Below are 15,906 nucleotides of genomic sequence, written 5' to 3'. Positions count from 1 at the left end.
ATCTCGAAGCCGGGCTCGGTGGCATGTCGGTCGAGGCGTTCGGCGAACGCGTCGACGCGGTAGTTCGGCAGGTGCAGCAGGGGGCCCGCGCATCGGCGTACACGTCCACGATCTTCGAGCTGTTCACCGCCGAAGTCGGCACGCCCTCCATCAAGACCGTCCGCGTCTTCGTGCTCCCCTGGTACGGGGCGGCCGACAAGCTGTCGGTCCCGGGCGCCACCGACGTGCAGTTCTTCGACCCGCAGGCCGCTCTCTCCCTTCCCGCCGAAGACCACGTCCGCAGGATCGTCACCCGGTACCGGCTCGGCATCCAGGAGTGGAACCGGGTCCGCGGGGTCCGCTGAGCTGACGAACCCGTCACTCCGCCATCGTGGCGAAGGTCCGGTTCTCGCTCTGAGGTGTCTCCACCTCAGCTCCGGCTTCTCCAGGAAGGACCTCGACGGCAACCTCGGCCTTCCAGCCCAGCTTGGCCCTGAGGTCAGCAAACCGACTCTTGACATGTGGCGCGGCCTTCAAGGCCAGGAGGGTCACCACGGCGCCCACCGCGACGCCCACCGCCAGGCCGACCTGGGCGCCGTCTGTGTAGCCGGCCCGGACTCCTTCGGCTCTGATCCGATCGACCTCGTCGTCCGCGGGGAAGAGCACCGCGTGCGTGGTGAGGCCGTTCTCGTCATTGCGCGCGAGGGAGCTGCGGCCCCCGGGAGTGCTCGACTGCGACAGGCGCGTGGTCGACGGGTACTCCACCATCATCAGTTCCCGGGTCATCCCAGGCAGTTCACCAGAGGGCATACGACAACTGTACGGACCGTCAACGGCTCCACGCCGGGAAACGATGGGCGGAGCGGACCGCAACAGCGCGGCTAGGGACGCGTCGGACCGCGCGACGAAAAGACGAGCAGGACGCTTCCGACTGCGGGCCTTGCTCGGGCCGGGCGCCCCCGCCCGATGGCACGAGACCGAAACCTCCGTGCTTCTCCTGCCGCCGCTGGAGGAGACCGTGCAGGACCTGGTGGACCACCGCCGCTTCTTGTCCGGGCGCTGGAGGCGGTGAAGGCACGGCTCGGCGCTCCGGTTGGTCAGATCGGCCGGAGCATCGAGTCGTACCGGGGTGCGTCGGCGTAGGGCTGCATGGTGCCCATCCAGCGGTAGCCCCAGCGCTCGTACTGGGCGCGGACCTTGGGGTGCGTCTCCTCTACCAGGAGGTGCGAGCGCTCCTCGATGCGGTGCGAGAGCAGCTCCTCGTGGAGGGTGAGCGCGATGCCGGTCCCCCGCCACGGGGCGCGGACCATCACCTCGCACAGGGCGAAGGTGCGGGTGTCGGTCTCCGTGAGATCGGCGGCCGGCACCTCGGTGAGCAGGCCCTTCCACTGGTAGGCGGCGGTGCGGGCGAAGCCGTACGCGTAGCCGACGGGCTGCCCGTCGACCTCACCGAGCGCGCAGCCCCAGCGCGGGCCCGCGGCGTGGGCGCGCAGGCGCTGGGTGAACCGGTCGACGGTGAAGAACGGGTCGGTGGCGGCCTCCGCCGCGTAGACCTCGGCGTAGACGTCGATCAGCCGCTGTTCGACGCGGGCGAAGTCGTCGTTGGTGTAGTAGGCAACGGTGAGCGTGGCGGCGTCCACGGGCGGGTCGGCTCCTGTCAGCTGGCGGTCATCTCGTCATAGCGTTCTACGAATGCCTCGGTTTCCGGAAGGCAGGCTCCGGCCACGTTGTCGCGGAAGCCGTCCAGGCGAACGGCCCACCGAGGGCAGTTGACGTGGGCGTAGAGGTCGAGGGCCTGGTCGGCGGTGGCGACGGCCTGCTCGGGGCGTTTGGCGGCGAGATGGCATTCGGACAGGTGCACGAGCTTGGCGAAGCGGTTGCGGCGGAAGCGCGGGTCGAGCAGGGTCATGCCCTGTTCTTCCTGGTGGGCGGCGCGGTCGGGCTGCTTGAGGTTCATGTGGGCCATGGCGGCGGCGCCGAGGATCTCGCCGGGGCCGACGAAGGCGAGCCAGGCCGGCGGCTGGTCGGTGGCGCGGTCGAGGCAGGTCTCGGCGCGGGCGAGGGCGTTCGCGCACCGGGACGCTTCGCCGGAGGCCGCGTAGCCGAGGGCGAGGCGGCCGTGGAGGAGCGCGCTGAGGCGGTGGTCGCGGCCGTTTCGGGTGGCTTCGAGGGCGGTACGGGCGATGGTGACGGTCTCCATCGCGCGGCCGAGTTCCCAGCTCTGGCGGGACATGTAGGACCAGATGCGGGCCTGGAGCATGCGGTCGCCGGCCAGCAGAGCGGCGCGCAGGCCCGCGTCGAAGTCCTGGGTGGCGCGGGGCTGGTCGCCGCTGTCGAAGGCGAACCAGCCCGCGGAGGCGTTGAGGTCGCCGATGACCGTGTAGAGGGCCCTCTCGACGTTGGGGCCGTAGAGGCACCGGCCCATGGCGTCCTCGATCTGCTTCACGTACTTCTCGGCGACGTCGGCGAGCTGGTCGCCGCCGTAGGCGTCGTCCACGGCGTGGAGCTTGTCGATGCTGCCGCGGATGCGGACGACGTCGCTCATCCCTATGCGGCCGCTGGCCGGGAGCGGGGCGAAGGCGAAGTTGAGCAGGTTGCCGGTGGCGGCGAGGACGAAGTCACGGCGGAGCACGGGGCGGGTCTCCTGAGGATCGGCGGGGTGTCCTTCAAGAAGCGTAGGTCCGTCGCCCAGCGACGCCAGCTGCCGTGATCTGGCGGCGGTGATGGTGAATCCGAGCTGGTCCGCCTGGAGCTGGAACACCCTCATCATGGCCGCGAGGTAGTGCAGGTGAGGCGTCGCGGTCTCACCGGACACGAAGCGCCGCACCTGCCGGTCGGTGGCGTTGCCGGGACGCCCGAACAGGCCTTCCTCAGCGGAGTTGATCGCGTCGGCGAGCTTGCGGGCGCTCAGCCCGTGCTCGTCCATCAGCAGCTTGAGGACCTCGTTCGGCTGCGCTTCGGGCATGGCGCTCCTCGGGGCCGGTACCGGCGACCGTACTCGGCTCGGCGGCCGAGTCAACACGGCGTCAACTCGGCGCAAACGTCCGGGTTCCGTGAACACGGCCCCCCGGAAACGTCCTACCCCAATGTGCGTGACCGCACGTTTACTTACTGTCATCGGTTCGGCGGAAGCAGGCGCCCAGAGCGCTCACCGGGGAAGCCGCCGGCCGATGGCCTCCCTGCCGACATCACCCTTCGCGGCCAGGAGGCCAGCCACCGCACCGGCCCCCAACCACAGGACCGTCCGCGGTGCTCTTCCCCGGGCCCGGAGCCGGCGGACGAAACGCTCCGCTCACGCTCCCGACCAACCCACAGCCCCAGGGATTCCTGGGCCTTTCCGAAAGGAACGTCCGCTATGAGCGCGAACGGCGAGAACGAGAGCGGCAACCAGCACGAGAACGACGGCGGCAACGAGAACCACGGCAACGAGAGCCACGCCGAGTAGCAGCCGCTGAGCCCCTGGTCGGGGTGTACGGCTCCCGGACACCCCGACCAGGGGGACCAACCCCAGAGCAGAGACGGAAGGCGGAGGTGCACCAGCTCCCCCAAGCGGCGGTACCGGCCGCGCTTCCCGAGGCCGGCAGTCCGGCCGACCCCGCCCGACCGGCCCGCGGTGTCCTGCCCGCTCGCCGCAGACCGCCGCGAGGGCGGTGTCCGAGGTGATCGAGCAGCAGCCCCCCGACCAGCCGATGGGCGCCCGCTGGGCACGCTGGACCACCGACTGCACCAATCTGGACGGCGTGTCCGCGCTGCGCGGCTTCGTCCAGGCCAAGCTCACCGAGTGGGGCTACGACCCCGACGACGAGCAGCCCTTCGCCGTCGCACTGGTGGTCACGGAGCTGTCGGCCAACGCCGCCCAGCACGGCACCCCCCGGTTCGGGATGGTCGACGTGGTGCTGTGGTCCAGCGGCGACACGGTCACCGTGGTCGTCACCGACTCCAGCCCCACCGTCCCCAAGAAGAAGGAACCCGGACCGCAGGAGGTGCGCGGCCGCGGCGTCGCGCTCACCGAGGCGTGCTCGAAGGAGTGCGGCTGGTGGCGGTTCGGGTCGAGCAAGACCGCCTGGGCGGCCCTCGGGCCCAAGCCGCTCTCCGAGGCCGAGCGCCGCACGGGAACCGGCCTGGTCACCGGGGACGCCTGATCCCCCCAGTCTCCGCCCGCGAATCCCACGGTAGGCACACCGGCCGGGCGGACCCGGTGCCGGCCGCACGACCACGGCGCGCGGCCGGCACCACCACTTCCCGCACCATCCGAGCATTGAGCACCAGGAGAGCCCGATGCAGCACAACACTCGGAAGAGAGAACCCCGTTGACGACTGAATCCGCCCCGGCCCCCACGTCCGCTGTCGAGGTCCTGAACGCCAAGGGCGTCCGGCTGGCCGAGACCCCCGTCCCCGGGCTGTCCGCCGAGCACCGGTCGGCCATGGACCGTGTCTGGGAGAAGGCGACCTCGGCGAACCCGTCGCTGTTCGACGGGCCGGCCGTGATCTGCACCACGCTGGAGCAGCGCGACGGCGCCGTCGACCTGTCGTGGGCCGCCACCACCTACCGGCGGTTCGCCCTGCGCCGTGTCCCGGGTGCCCCGGTGGTGTCGTCGGTGTTTGTGACCGTCGCCCAGCCGGTGGAGGACGGCCGGATCGTCGTCGGGCGCATGTCGGCGTCGACGGCGGCCCCGGGCCGGTGGCAGCTGCCCGGCGGCAACGTCGAGCCGCCCCAGGGCGGTGCGTGCCTGGACGAGGCCGAGCTGCGGCGCCAGGGGGCGAAGGAGCTGTCCGAGGAGACCGGGATCGAGGTGGCCGCGGACGCTCTCGTGCTGCTGGCGATCACGCGCGGCGAGAACGGCAACGTCGGCCTGCACTACCTCGCCCCGGAGCTGCCGGAGCCGCTGGTGCTGGCGCGGTTCGCGGGCGTGGTCGAGGCGGAGACCGCGCAGGGCCGGGCGGCGGAGCTGGAAGAGATCGTCCTGCTGGCGTCCCCGAAGGACCTGGCCGGGCTGGACGGCCAGCACGTCGACTACCTGGAGCCCCTGCTGGAGCACTACGCCGCCCGCACAGCGGGGAGGACCGATGAGTGTGCAGGCCGCCTCCCCGGACGTGGAGGTCCGCGAGGACGGGGCGGCGCGTGAACTGCGCGCCGCCGAGCTGTCCGTCCTCCCCGCCACCGCGATGGCCCGCCAGCTGCCCGGCCTGACCCTGGACCAGGCGTACCGGATCCAGCAGCGGGGCACGGACCTGCGCCTGGCCGCCGGCGCCACGGCGGTCGGGCACAAGATCGGTCTGACCTCGGTCGCCATGCAGCAGCAGATGGGCGTCAGCGAGCCGGACTCTGGGGTCCTGTTCGCCGACATGGAGGTGCCCTGCGGCGGGGACCTGGTCGCGGGCCGGCTGCTGGCCCCGCGCGTCGAGGCGGAGATCGCCTTCCGCCTCGGAGCGGACCTGCACGGGCAGGACATCGACGTCGAGGCCGCCGGCGCCGCGGTGTCCGAGGTGTTCCTGGCCCTGGAGGTCATCGACACCCGCTACGGCGGCTGGCAGATCTCCCTCGAGGACAGCGTCGCCGACAACGCCTCCGCCGCCCGCTTCGTCCTCGGCCCCGCCGTGCCGGCCGACGCGCTCCTCGATCTCGGCGGCGAACGCGTCGACGTCGAGACCGACGGCGCCCCCGCGGCCTTCGGCCACGGCCGCGACGTCCTGGGCGGCCCGCTGCTTCCGCTGGTCTGGCTGGCCCGGCGGCTCGCCGCCCTCGGCGGCGGCCTGCGCGCCGGTGACGTGGTCCTTCCCGGCTCCGTCCACGCGAGCCTGCCCCTCAAGGCCGGGACGACGGTCCGGGCCTTGTCCCAGCACCTTCCCCCCGTGTGGTTCCGGGCGCTCTGAGCCCCCGGCCACCGCCACCCGACCCTCATTCCCGGGGAGAGCCATGTCCGCGCACACCAAGCTGAAGGTCGCCGTCCTCGGCGCCGGGCTGATAGGTGTCGACCTCCTGCACAAGATCCGCAGCTCGCCGCGCCTCGACTGCGGCCTCGTCGTCGGCCGCAGTACCCAGACCACCGGGCTGCGGCGGGCCGCCGAGATGGGACTCGCCACCACGGCCGGCGGCATCGCGGCCCTGCTGGACTCCGAAGACGCCTTCGACCTCGTCTTCGACGCCTCCAACGCGGACTCCCACGCCGAGCACTGGCGCCTGCTGGAGCCCACCGAGGCCGTGTTCATCGACCTCACCCCGCACAACAGCGGCACCCTGACGGTGCCCACGGTCAACGGCCACGAGGCCCTGACCGGCCGGCACATCAGCCTGATCAGCTGCGGCGGCCAGGCCGCGATCCCGGTCCTGCACGCCATCGCCCAGCACTGCACGCCCGCCTACGTGGAGGTCGTCTCCACCGGCGCCAGTCGCAGCGCCGGGCGGGCGACCCGCCTGAACCTGGACGAGTACATCGCGACCACCCAGGACGCCATCCGCACCTTCACCGGGGCGCCCGCGGCGAAGGTCATGGTCAACGTGACCCCCGCCGTCCCGCCGCCGCCGTTCCGCGTCTGCATGACGGTCCTGGCCCCCGGCGTCGACCCGGACCCGGTGCGCGACCTCGTCGACGCCGCCGCCCACAAGGTCCGCCGCTTCGCCCCCGGCTACCGGGTCACCGAGTTCGAGACCTCCGAAGGGCGCGTCAGCGTCACCGTCGAGGTGTCCGCGACCGGCGGCCGCCTGCCCGAGCACGCGGGCAACCTCGACATCATCAACGCCGCGGCGATCCACCTGGCCCACCAGCGCGCCATCTCCCTGACCGCGGAAGGAGCCGGGGCATGACCGCCAAGCCCGCCGTGCTGATCCACGACCCGACGCTGCGCGACGGCCACCACGCCGTACGCCACCAGCTCGACGCCGGTCAGCTGCGCGACTACGCGACGGCCGCCGACCGGGCCGGCGTGCCCGTGGTCGAGGTCGGCCACGGCAACGGCCTCGGAGCCTCCTCGCTCCAGATCGGCCGCGCGAAGCTCAGCGACTCCCAGATGCTGGCCACCGTCGCTGAGGCCCTGACCAGCGCCCGGATGGGCGTGTTCATGGGCCCGGGCTGGGGCACCAGCGACGACCTGCGCGGAGCCTTCCGGCACGGCGCCCAGGTGTTCAGGATCGCCGCGCACTGCACCGAGGCCGACGTCACCGAGCGCCACCTCGGCTTCGTCGCCGAACACGGCGGCGAAGGCCAGGGCGTGCTGATGATGAGCCACATGGCCGGCCCCGGGCAGCTCGCCGAGCAGTGCGCCCTGATGGTCGGCTTCGGCGCGAAGGCGGTGGGGATCTTCGACTCCGCCGGGCACTTCCTGCCCGAGGACGTCGAGGCGCGGATCACCGCGATCACCGAGGCCGTCGGGGACGTGCCGGTGATCTTCCACGGGCACAACAACCTCGGCATGGCCGTCGCCAACTCGGTGGCCGCCGTGCGGGCCGGAGCCCGGGTCATCGACGCCTGCGCCCGCGGGTTCGGCGCCGGGGCCGGCAACACCCAGCTCGAAGTCCTGGTCGCCGTCCTCGAACGCCTCGGCCACCCCACCGGGATCGACCTGAAGAAGGCCCTGGCCGCCGCCGACGTCGCCGAGCGGCGGCTGATGGACGCCCCGCCCTACACCGACTCCGTCGCCGTGATGAGCGGCCGCGCCGGGGTGTTCTCCGGCTTCAAGAACCGCGTCCTCGCCGTCGCGGCCGCCGAAGGCGTCGATGCCGGCGACCTGTTCGACGAGCTCGGACGGCGCCACGTGATCGCCGGTCAGGAAGACCTCATCCCCCAAGCCGCCCGACACCTCAAGGAGCAGAACGTGAACGACCACACCGCCGCCCCGGTCATCGACCCCGACCTCGAAGACCTCCTGGTGCGCGAGCTGCGCGTCAACCCCGACAAGCTGGCCGCCGACGCCACCCTGGAGGCCATCGGCCTGGACTCCCTGTCCGTCATCGAGCTGGCCGTCATGCTGTCCGAGAACCTGGGCACCAAGGTCACCGAGGACGAGATCACCGCCGCCCGAACCCTCGCCGGTCTCGTGCAGCTCGTCGCGGCCAAGCGCCAGGGCCGGTGACCGCGGCCATGAGCGCTCTTCCCCTGCGGGTCGCCCGGGCCTGGATCAGCGTCCCGGCACCGGCCGTCAACCGGTACGACACCGCGAAGACCAGCGGCGCCCACGTCGCCCTGGTCGACCTCGAGGACTCCGTCGCCCCCGCCAAGAAGCAGCACGCCAGGACGATCGCCGAGCGGTTCTTCGACAACCAGGCCACCAGCGGGTGCCTGCTCGGCGTGCGGATGAACGCCCCCGTCCTCCTCGACGGGATCAAGGACCTGGCCGCCATGTCCGGCTGGAGCAGCAAGCCCGCCGTGGTGCTCGTGCCGAAGGTCGAGTCCGCCCGCGACATCGAGCTGGTGGCCGGCGTGTTGGACACGGCCGACTACCGGCCCTACCTGTTCGCGCTGATCGAGACGCCCCGCGCCATCGAGGAACTCCCCCAGATCGTGAGGGCGTCCCGGATCTCCGGGCTGGTGTTCGGCACCGCGGACTACGCCGCCGCCCTCGGCTGCGGCATGGGCTGGGAGCCGATGCTCCACGCCCGCTCCGTCGTCGCCAACAGCGCGGCCGCCGCCGGCCTGGCCGCGATCGACTCGCCGTACTTCCAGATGGACGACCCGGACGGCCTGCGGCAGGAGGCCGAGCGGGCCAAGGCCCTCGGCTTCCACGGCAAGGGCGCCATCCACACCGCGCAGCTGCCGGTCATCACCGAGCACTTCACGCCGTCCGAGGAGGACATCGCCCGGGCCCGCGCCATCGTCGCCGCCGCCCAGAGCAGCGGCAGCAACATCACCTCCGTCGACGGCCACATGCTCGGCCGCCCGTTCTTCGCGATGGCCCGCTCCGTCCTCGAGGCGGCCGGCGCCGGAGAGGAGCCCATCCGGTGAGCACCGCCTCCCTGCCGCCCGGCTACCGCGAGATCAGCACCCACCGCGTGCGCGAGGTCGTCGGCCCCGGCTACCACGACCTCACCGAGGGCCTGGTCATCGAACACCGGCCCGGCCGCACCATCACCGACACCGACAACACGCTGATCACCGCCCTGTCCGGGAACACCGCGCCGATCCACCTGGACGCCCACTACGCCGCCCAGACCCCCTGGCGCCGGATCCTGGTGTGCAGCGGCGTCACCCTCACCTACGTCGCGGGGATGACGGTGCGGGGAACCAGCGGCCTGACCCTGGCCAACCTCGGCCTGGACGACGTGCGCTTCGAGCACCCCGTCTTCGTCGGCGACACCCTCTACGCCGAGACCGAGGTGATCGGGCGCCGCCTGTCCAAGAGCCGCCCCGGCGAGGGCATCGTGACCTGCCGCACCACCGGCCTCAGCCAGGACAACGAGCGGGTCGTCGGCTTCACCCGGACCTTCCTCGTGCCCACCGACCCGGCCGCCGCCCGCGGCCCGGCCCACTACTAGGAGGCGCACGTCATGGAGGACGGCATCACCTTCGTGCGGGCCGACGACGGCCTCGCCCAGGAGTACGACGAGCTGGCCGCCCGCTCTTTCGGCCACCCGGTCGGCGACATCAGCCACCTGCGCGGCCACGCGGACGTGCGCGTGGCCGTGCGCGCCGGCCGGGTCGTCGCCGGGGGGCTCGGCATCCTCACCTCCCAGTTCTTCGGCGGCACCGCGGTGCCCACGGCGTGCCTGGCCGCGGGGAGCGTGGCCCCGGAGGAACGCGGCGCCCACCTCGCGGCCCGCATGGTCCACGAGCGGCTGCGGGCCCTGCGCGAGCGCGGCGCGGTGGTCTCCACCATCTCCACCATCTCCAACGGCTACGCGCGCCGCATGGGCTGGGAGGCCCCGGTGCCGGTGTTCGGCTGGGCGGTCAGCTCCGACGACCTGAAACGGTCCTTCGCGGCCGGGGACTTCGACATCGAGCACGGCCTCACCAAGGACGCCCTGGACCTGCAGCAGGAGCTCGCCCGGCAGTGGAACGGGCCCGTCCAGCGCCCCGACTGGTGGTCGACGTGGACGACCGCGAAGAACGCGCTGACCACCTACCGCTTCTCCCGCTCCGGCGAACCGGTGGCCGGGTGGGTGTCGCTGACGACCAAGCGCAGCGACCGGCACGGGATGGACCTGGTGGTCCACGACTTCTGGTCCTCCGACGCGGACTGCGCGGCCGCGATGCTGGCCTTCCTCGGCCGGCACAACAGCCGGGCCGAGACCGTGCAGTTCCGGCGCGGCGCGCTGCCGCCCTACCCGCTGCTGCTGCACAACCTGCACCGCCACCGGGTGAGCGCCGACGCCTGGCACCCGTGGATGCTGCGCATCCTCGACCTCCAGGCCGCGGTCCGGATGCGCGGGTGGCCGGCCGACCTCGACCTGGAGGTCCCGGTGGAGATCGGCGACGAGCGGCCCGGCTCCAGCCACCGCTACCTGCTGCGGATCTGCGCCGGGTCGGCCGACCTCGCCCCCGTGCGCACCGAGGGCGCCGTGGCGTTCACCCGGGGCCAGTTCGCCGTCTGGTACGCGGGCGGCTACCGCAGCCCGGCCGCGGCCGCCCTGTCCGGCGTGCGCTCCCGCTCCGACCAGGCGCTGACCGCCCTCGTGCGGGCCGCCCTCGACCAGGAGCCGTGGCTTCCCGACCACTTCTGACCCCGGCCGCCCGGTAGCTCCGGGCGGCCGGCGGGAATCCACCCCACCGACACCACCACCGAGACGAAGGAGACCCGGTGCTTCCTGTGCGCCGAGCCACCCCCGACGATGCCGCCGAACTCGCGCGCCTGCGTTCCGAGCTGATCCTCTCGGCCCCTATGGACGCCGAGTGGCTGCGGATCTGCACGGACCAGCTGGCCGAGCGTCTGGCCGACGAGGACGACGCGGTGGCCTACGTGGTCGACGCGCCCACCGGGGGCCTCGCGTCCTGCGCGCTCGCCTTCATCCACCGGGTGCTGCCGGCCCCGCGCTACCCGAAGGGCCTCGCCGCCCGCATCCACGCGGTGGCGACCGTCCCGGACTTCCGGCACCGCGGGTACGCCAAGGCGACGGTCCAGGCCGTCGTCGACCACCTCTCCGAGCAGGGCTGCACGCTGTTCGAGCTGTACGCCAGCGACGGCTCCGCGCCGCTGTACCGAGCCGTCGGGTTCGACAGCGACCCGGCGCTCCTGCGGATGACCAGGTTCCCGGACCAGCCGACGAGGCCGTGACGGCTCTGCGGGCACACACCGGAGCCGGCCCGTCGCCAACTCGCTGACAGGCCGGACCGGTTCACCTCATCGGGTATCGGTGTGCGCGGCACGGCGAGCCGCGCACCGATCCCGCGTAGCGTGCCCGGCCCGACCGCGACGCCGAGAGGACCGCGTCATGACCGCTCCGTCCCAACAGGCCCACCCTGGGGATCCTGCGCCCGAAGCCGGAGAGATCGCCGCCGCGAGAACCGCGGGTGGCGTGACTTCGCCCCGATCGACCTGGCGTACGAGAACGGCGAGATCACCGCCGAGGACTGGTACGCCGCGACGCTCGCCGTCACCGAGCGCGAGTACCTCAAGACCGACAACCCCCGTGCCCAGTCCGGGTACAGCGGCGACGAGGCCCGCTGGCGCCACGCCCGCGGGCTCCTCCTCGAAGCTCTTCTCCCTGCCGGCGGGAGCTTTCTCGACATCGGCTGCGCGAACGGGCACCTGATGGCCACGCTGACCGGCTGGGCATCCGAGGCCGGCATCGCCATCGAGCCGTACGGGCTGGAGATCACGGCCCCAAACCCCTGTCCGGCGGCGAAGGCGGCTTCGTCCTCACGGACGACGACGACATCTACCACCGGGTCATCGCCTTCGCGCACTACAACAAGCGGGCCAGGACCGAGATCCCGGAAGGCCATCCGTTCGCGCGGTACGCGGTCACCGGGGCCGGCCTCAAGCTCCGCATCCATCCTCTCGCCGCCGCCATCGCCCACGACCAGCTCGCCCGTCTCAACGGCTACCTCGCCGGCCGGGCCGAGATCGCCCGCTACCTCACCGGCCGACTCGCCCCGACACCCGGTCTGGAGGTCACCGTGATGCCCGACGGGGTGATCCCGTCCTGGTACGGGTTGACGCTCACTTACAAGCCGGACCAGCTCGGCGGCCTGCCGATCGAGCGGTTCCACCAGGCTGTGATCGCCGAGGGCGCCACCGAGTTCGACCGGCCCGGCTCCACCTGTCCGTTGAACCGACTGCCGCTGTACCAGCAGCCCGGCACGCTGTTCGCCGGCCACTCGCGCTCCCACCGCCGGTACAAGCCAGGTGACTTCCCCGTCGCCGAGCACGCCCACGGCCACACGATCAAGCTCCCGGTCTGGCATCGTGAACAGGATCTCGAACTGGCCGAGCAGTACGTCCGCGCGGCCGTCAAGGTCAGCGACCACCACAAGGAGCTGCTGTGACTGTCGTCTCTCCCGAGTTCGTGGCCGACCTGGCGGCCGGCGCCGAAGCCGCCGGCGTCACCGGCTTCGTCGCGGCCGCCGTGATCAAGCACGAGGGCCGGGTCCTGCTCGTACGTCGCAACCCCGACGACTACCTGGGCGGACTGTGGGAGATCCCCTCCGGAACGGTCGAGACCGGGGAGAGCATCCTGGCCGCCCTGCACAGGGAGACCGCCGAGGAGACCGGCCTGGCCATCGACCGGATCACCGGCTACGTCGGCCACTTCGACTACCGGAACAGCCGCGGCGGCACCACCCGCCAGTTCAACTTCGCCGTCACCGTGGAGCGGACCGGGCCGGTCGTCCTCGCCGAACACGACGCGCACCAGTGGGCACTCCCGGGTGAGCTGCCCGAGGTCAGCGACGAGGTCCGCAAGCTGATCGCCCGCTGAGGCCGGTGCGAGCCGGCCGGACGCTGTTGGACGCACCGTGTGCCGCCGGGCCGGGCGGCACACGGCCAGGCCCGCTCCAGGCGAAGGCCCCCCGGCACACCGCTGCCGCGCGACCCCAAGGGTGTCGCGCGGCAGCAGCTTGAGCCGAAGGCGATCTCAGACGTTGAAGCCCAGCGCCCGCAGCTGGTCGCGGCCGTCGTCGGTGATCTTGTCGGGGCCCCACGGCGGCATCCAGACCCAGTTGATGCGCAGGTCCTGGACCAGGCCGTCGGTGGCGGTCTTGGCCTGGTCCTCGATGACGTCGGTCAGCGGGCAGGCCGCCGAGGTGAGCGTCATGTCGATGGTGGCCACGTCGGACTCGTCGATGTGGATGCCGTAGATCAGGCCCAGGTTGACGACGTCGATGCCCAGTTCGGGGTCGACGACGTCCATCAGGGCTTCGGTCAGGTCCTCGACGGAGACCGTGCCGGCGGTGGTGCCGACGATGACGGTGCCGGTCTGCTGCTCCGCAGCGGGGGCCTCGGCGCCGGTGGTGGTGGTGGTGCTTTCGTCGCTCATGGTCTTGTCCTCCTCTGCGGGGTCAGTCGTTCGTGGCGGGGTTCTGGGCGAGCGCCTGGGCGGTGGCGTCCTTCCAGGCCATCCAGCTGAGCAGGGCGCACTTGACCCGGGCCGGGTACTTGGAGACGCCGGCGAACGCGACCGCGTCCTCCAGCACCTCCTCGTCGCCCTCGCCCTGCCCCTTGCTCTGCATCAGTTCCAGGAACGCCTCCTGGACCGCCTGCGCCTCGCCCACGGTCTTGCCGACCACCAGGTCGTTGAGCACCGAGGCGCTCGCCTGGCTGATCGAGCAGCCCTGCGACTCGTACGAGACGTCGGTGACGGTGGCGCCGTCGAGCTTCACCCGCAGGGTGATCTCGTCGCCGCACGTCGGGTTGACGTGGTGCACCTCGGCGTCGCCGTCCCGCAGACCCTTGCCGTGGGGGTTGCGGTAGTGGTCCAGGATGATGTCCTGGTACATCGAGTCGAGCTTCATGGTCGTCCTGCCCCGTCCCGTCAGCCGAAGAAGTTCCGGACGTGGTGCAGGCCGTCGATCAGCGCGTCGACCTCGCCCGGCGTCGAGTACAGGTAGAACGACGCCCGCGTGGTCGCCGGAATTCCGTACCGCAGGCAGACCGGCCGCGCGCAGTGGTGGCCGACGCGCACGGCGATGCCCTGCTCGTCGAGCACCTGGCCCACGTCGTGCGGGTGGATGTCGCCGAGGGTGAAGGAGATCGCGGCGCCGCGGTCGACGGCCGTGCGCGGGCCGATGATCCGCAGGTCCGGGACCTCGAGCAGCCGCTCGACGGCGTACTCGGTGATCGCGTGCTCGTGCGCCGCGATCCTCTCCATGCCGATGTCCTGGAGGTAGTCGATGGCCGCGCCGAGTCCGACCGCCTGGGCGATCGGCGGGGTGCCGGCCTCGAACTTGTGCGGCGCCGGGGCGTAGGTGGACGAGCCCATGGTGACGGTCTCGATCATCTCGCCGCCGCCGAGGAACGGCGGGAGGTCCTCCAGCAGCTCGTGCCGGCCCCAGAGCACGCCGATGCCGGTCGGGGCCAGCATCTTGTGGCCGGTGAAGGCGACGAAGTCGGCTTCCAGCGCCTGTACGTCCAGCACCATGTGCGGTGCGGCCTGCGAGGCGTCGATGACGACCAGCGCGCCGACCGACTGGGCCTTGCGGACGATCGTCTCGACCGGGTTGACCGTGCCCAGCAGGTTGGAGACCAGGGTGAAGGAGACCACCTTGGTCTTCTCGGTGATCAGCTCGTCGATGTTCGACAGGTCGAGCCGGCCTTCGTCGGTCAGCCCGAACCACTTGAGCTTCGCACCGGTGCGCTGCGAGAGCAGCTGCCACGGGACGATGTTGGAGTGGTGCTCCATCTCCGTGATGACGATCTCGGAGTCGGCGTCCACCCGGTACGGCTCGTCGGCCCAACCGAGCATGTTGGCGACGAGGTTGAGCGACTCCGAGGCGTTCTTGGTGAAGATCACCTCGTTGCGGCTCGGGGCGTTGACGAACGCCGCGACCTTGTCCCGGGCGCCCTCGTACAGCGCCGTGGCCTCCTCGGCGAGCACGTGCACGCCGCGGTGGACGTTGGCGTTGTGCCGCTCGTAGTAGGCGTTCAGGGCTTCCAGTACCTGGCGCGGCTTCTGCGAGGTGGCCGCGTTGTCCAGGTAGACCAGCGGCTTCTCGTCGTGCAGCACCCGCTGGAGGATCGGGAAGTCCTTGCGGATCGCGTCGGTGTCGAGCAGTCCCGCGAACGGATGCGTCACGCGGACGCGCCCCCCTTCACATACGCCTCGTAGCCCTCGTTCTCCAGCTTGTCGGCCAGCTCGGCGCCGCCGGACTCGACGATGCGGCCGCCCGCGAAGACGTGGACGTGGTCGGGCTTGATGTACCGCAGGATGCGGGTGTAGTGGGTCACCAGCAGGGTGCCGACCTCGCCGGTCGAGCGGACCCGGTTGATGCCCTCGGAGACGATCCGCAGCGCGTCGACGTCCAGGCCGGAGTCGGTCTCGTCGAGGATCGCGATCTTCGGCTTGAGCAGCTCCAGCTGGAGGATCTCGTGGCGCTTCTTCTCGCCGCCGGAGAAGCCCTCGTTGACGTTGCGCTCGGCGAAGGCCGGGTCCATCTGGAGGGCGGCCATCGCCTCCTTGACCTCCTTCACCCACAGCCGCAGCTTGGGGGCCTCGCCGCGGACGGCGGTGGCGGCGGTGCGCAGGAAGTTGGAGACCGAGACGCCGGGGACCTCGACCGGGTACTGCATGGCCAGGAAGACGCCGGCCTTGGCGCGCTCGTCGACGGACATCTCCAGGACGTCCTCGCCGTCCAGCAGCACCGAGCCGCCGGTGACGGTGTACTTGGGGTGACCGGCCAGCGAGTAGGCCAGGGTGGACTTGCCGGAGCCGTTCGGGCCCATGATGGCGTGGGTCTCGCCCTGCTTGACGGTCAGGTCCACGCCCTTCAGGATCTCGCGCGGGCCGTTCTCGGCGTCCACGGAGACGTGCAGGTCGCGGATTTCAAGGGTTGCCATGTG

General features: G+C 71.7%; 19 protein-coding genes and 1 pseudogene. 13 read left to right on the top strand and 7 right to left on the bottom strand.

Annotated elements, in window-relative coordinates; all coding sequences use genetic code 11:
- The first annotated feature begins 23 nt into the window (after positions 1-23).
- A complete protein-coding gene (locus tag ACWD4P_RS13990) occupies positions 24-344 on the top strand; it encodes a hypothetical protein (RefSeq protein ID WP_449779751.1) in 321 nt (106 codons plus the stop codon).
- Between the two features lie 13 nt (positions 345-357).
- On the opposite strand, the gene ACWD4P_RS13985 is transcribed toward ACWD4P_RS13990, so the two are convergent.
- From ACWD4P_RS13985 to ACWD4P_RS13975, 3 genes are all read right to left on the bottom strand, one after another.
- Positions 358-765 (bottom strand): hypothetical protein, encoded by a 408-nt coding sequence (locus tag ACWD4P_RS13985; RefSeq protein ID WP_449779750.1) that lies wholly within the window; start codon positions 763-765, stop codon positions 358-360.
- A 311-nt stretch (positions 766-1,076) separates the two neighbouring features.
- Positions 1,077-1,619, bottom strand: a complete 543-nt coding sequence (locus ACWD4P_RS13980; protein WP_449779749.1) for a GNAT family N-acetyltransferase — start codon at positions 1,617-1,619, stop codon at positions 1,077-1,079.
- Positions 1,620-1,636: 17 nt separating this feature from the next.
- The gene (locus ACWD4P_RS13975) at positions 1,637-2,944 is read right to left on the bottom strand and encodes a hypothetical protein (protein ID WP_449779748.1); all 1,308 of its coding nucleotides are present in this window, start codon (positions 2,942-2,944) and stop codon (positions 1,637-1,639) included.
- Positions 2,945-3,638: 694 nt separating this feature from the next.
- Between ACWD4P_RS13975 and ACWD4P_RS13970 the strand changes: the two genes are divergently transcribed.
- The 12 genes and pseudogenes from ACWD4P_RS13970 (at position 3,639) to ACWD4P_RS13915 (ending at position 12,829) form a co-directional block, all read left to right on the top strand.
- Entirely contained in the window at positions 3,639-4,121 is a 483-nt protein-coding gene (locus tag ACWD4P_RS13970) for an ATP-binding protein (protein ID WP_449779747.1), read from the top strand.
- Between the two features lie 168 nt (positions 4,122-4,289).
- The gene (locus ACWD4P_RS13965) at positions 4,290-5,105 is read left to right on the top strand and encodes an NUDIX hydrolase (protein WP_449779746.1); all 816 of its coding nucleotides are present in this window, start codon (positions 4,290-4,292) and stop codon (positions 5,103-5,105) included.
- Positions 5,047-5,853, top strand: coding sequence for a 2-keto-4-pentenoate hydratase (locus ACWD4P_RS13960; protein WP_449779745.1), 807 nt, complete (start codon positions 5,047-5,049; stop codon positions 5,851-5,853). Before ACWD4P_RS13965 ends, ACWD4P_RS13960 begins: the two co-directional genes overlap by 59 nt.
- Positions 5,854-5,896: 43 nt before the next feature.
- Positions 5,897-6,784, top strand: a complete 888-nt coding sequence (locus ACWD4P_RS13955; RefSeq protein ID WP_449779744.1) for an acetaldehyde dehydrogenase (acetylating) — start codon at positions 5,897-5,899, stop codon at positions 6,782-6,784.
- A pseudogene (dmpG, locus tag ACWD4P_RS13950) lies at positions 6,781-7,779 on the top strand (4-hydroxy-2-oxovalerate aldolase); the annotation flags it as partial. The gene ACWD4P_RS13955 and the pseudogene dmpG, both read left to right, overlap by 4 nt.
- Positions 7,780-7,791: 12 nt before the next feature.
- Positions 7,792-8,049: an acyl carrier protein gene (locus ACWD4P_RS13945; RefSeq protein WP_449779774.1), complete on the top strand. Its 258-nt coding sequence runs from the start codon at positions 7,792-7,794 to the stop codon at positions 8,047-8,049.
- Between the two features lie 8 nt (positions 8,050-8,057).
- Positions 8,058-8,918, top strand: a complete 861-nt coding sequence (locus ACWD4P_RS13940; RefSeq protein ID WP_449779743.1) for an HpcH/HpaI aldolase/citrate lyase family protein — start codon at positions 8,058-8,060, stop codon at positions 8,916-8,918.
- Positions 8,915-9,448, top strand: a complete 534-nt coding sequence (locus ACWD4P_RS13935; RefSeq protein ID WP_449779742.1) for a MaoC family dehydratase — start codon at positions 8,915-8,917, stop codon at positions 9,446-9,448. Before ACWD4P_RS13940 ends, ACWD4P_RS13935 begins: the two co-directional genes overlap by 4 nt.
- A 12-nt stretch (positions 9,449-9,460) precedes the next feature.
- Positions 9,461-10,633: a GNAT family N-acetyltransferase gene (locus ACWD4P_RS13930; RefSeq protein WP_449779741.1), complete on the top strand. Its 1,173-nt coding sequence runs from the start codon at positions 9,461-9,463 to the stop codon at positions 10,631-10,633.
- Between the two features lie 77 nt (positions 10,634-10,710).
- The gene (locus ACWD4P_RS13925; RefSeq protein ID WP_449779740.1) at positions 10,711-11,184 is read left to right on the top strand and encodes a GNAT family N-acetyltransferase; all 474 of its coding nucleotides are present in this window, start codon (positions 10,711-10,713) and stop codon (positions 11,182-11,184) included.
- Positions 11,185-11,480: 296 nt separating this feature from the next.
- Positions 11,481-12,398 (top strand): DegT/DnrJ/EryC1/StrS family aminotransferase, encoded by a 918-nt coding sequence (locus ACWD4P_RS13920; RefSeq protein ID WP_449779773.1) that lies wholly within the window; start codon positions 11,481-11,483, stop codon positions 12,396-12,398.
- Positions 12,395-12,829: an NUDIX domain-containing protein gene (locus tag ACWD4P_RS13915; RefSeq protein ID WP_449779739.1), complete on the top strand. Its 435-nt coding sequence runs from the start codon at positions 12,395-12,397 to the stop codon at positions 12,827-12,829. Before ACWD4P_RS13920 ends, ACWD4P_RS13915 begins: the two co-directional genes overlap by 4 nt.
- 156 nt (positions 12,830-12,985) lie before the next feature.
- Here ACWD4P_RS13915 and ACWD4P_RS13910 read toward each other — a convergent pair whose 3' ends face one another.
- The 4 genes from ACWD4P_RS13910 to sufC are packed head-to-tail and all read right to left on the bottom strand — an operon-like array spanning position 12,986 to position 15,903.
- Positions 12,986-13,387: a metal-sulfur cluster assembly factor gene (locus ACWD4P_RS13910; RefSeq protein WP_359817228.1), complete on the bottom strand. Its 402-nt coding sequence runs from the start codon at positions 13,385-13,387 to the stop codon at positions 12,986-12,988.
- A 22-nt stretch (positions 13,388-13,409) separates the two neighbouring features.
- Complete coding sequence (sufU, locus tag ACWD4P_RS13905; protein WP_359817226.1) at positions 13,410-13,862, bottom strand: Fe-S cluster assembly sulfur transfer protein SufU; 453 nt, start codon at positions 13,860-13,862, stop codon at positions 13,410-13,412.
- A 20-nt stretch (positions 13,863-13,882) separates the two neighbouring features.
- Positions 13,883-15,142: a cysteine desulfurase gene (locus tag ACWD4P_RS13900; protein WP_449779738.1), complete on the bottom strand. Its 1,260-nt coding sequence runs from the start codon at positions 15,140-15,142 to the stop codon at positions 13,883-13,885.
- Positions 15,139-15,903: a Fe-S cluster assembly ATPase SufC gene (sufC, locus tag ACWD4P_RS13895; RefSeq protein WP_359817222.1), complete on the bottom strand. Its 765-nt coding sequence runs from the start codon at positions 15,901-15,903 to the stop codon at positions 15,139-15,141. The genes ACWD4P_RS13900 and sufC overlap by 4 nt, the downstream gene beginning before the upstream one ends.
- Between the last annotated feature and the right edge of the window lie 3 nt (positions 15,904-15,906).

The organism is Kitasatospora sp. NPDC002543, assembly GCF_053594915.1.
This window is presented reverse-complemented; position numbering and strand designations above follow the sequence as displayed.

Bases quoted from the DNA above. Each gene is read 5' to 3' on its own strand.
- ACWD4P_RS13960 (WP_449779745.1), top strand. From the start codon at position 5,047: ATGAGTGTGCAGGCCGCCTCCCCGGACGTGGAGGTCCGCGAGGACGGG.
- ACWD4P_RS13910 (WP_359817228.1), bottom strand. From the start codon at position 13,387: ATGAGCGACGAAAGCACCACCACCACCACCGGCGCCGAGGCCCCCGCT.
- ACWD4P_RS13940 (WP_449779743.1), top strand. From the start codon at position 8,058: ATGAGCGCTCTTCCCCTGCGGGTCGCCCGGGCCTGGATCAGCGTCCCG.
- ACWD4P_RS13955 (WP_449779744.1), top strand. From the start codon at position 5,897: ATGTCCGCGCACACCAAGCTGAAGGTCGCCGTCCTCGGCGCCGGGCTG.
- sufC (WP_359817222.1), bottom strand. From the start codon at position 15,903: ATGGCAACCCTTGAAATCCGCGACCTGCACGTCTCCGTGGACGCCGAG.
- ACWD4P_RS13930 (WP_449779741.1), top strand. From the start codon at position 9,461: ATGGAGGACGGCATCACCTTCGTGCGGGCCGACGACGGCCTCGCCCAG.
- sufU (WP_359817226.1), bottom strand. From the start codon at position 13,862: ATGAAGCTCGACTCGATGTACCAGGACATCATCCTGGACCACTACCGC.
- ACWD4P_RS13985 (WP_449779750.1), bottom strand. From the start codon at position 765: ATGACCCGGGAACTGATGATGGTGGAGTACCCGTCGACCACGCGCCTG.
- ACWD4P_RS13990 (WP_449779751.1), top strand. From the start codon at position 24: ATGTCGGTCGAGGCGTTCGGCGAACGCGTCGACGCGGTAGTTCGGCAG.
- ACWD4P_RS13975 (WP_449779748.1), bottom strand. From the start codon at position 2,944: ATGCCCGAAGCGCAGCCGAACGAGGTCCTCAAGCTGCTGATGGACGAG.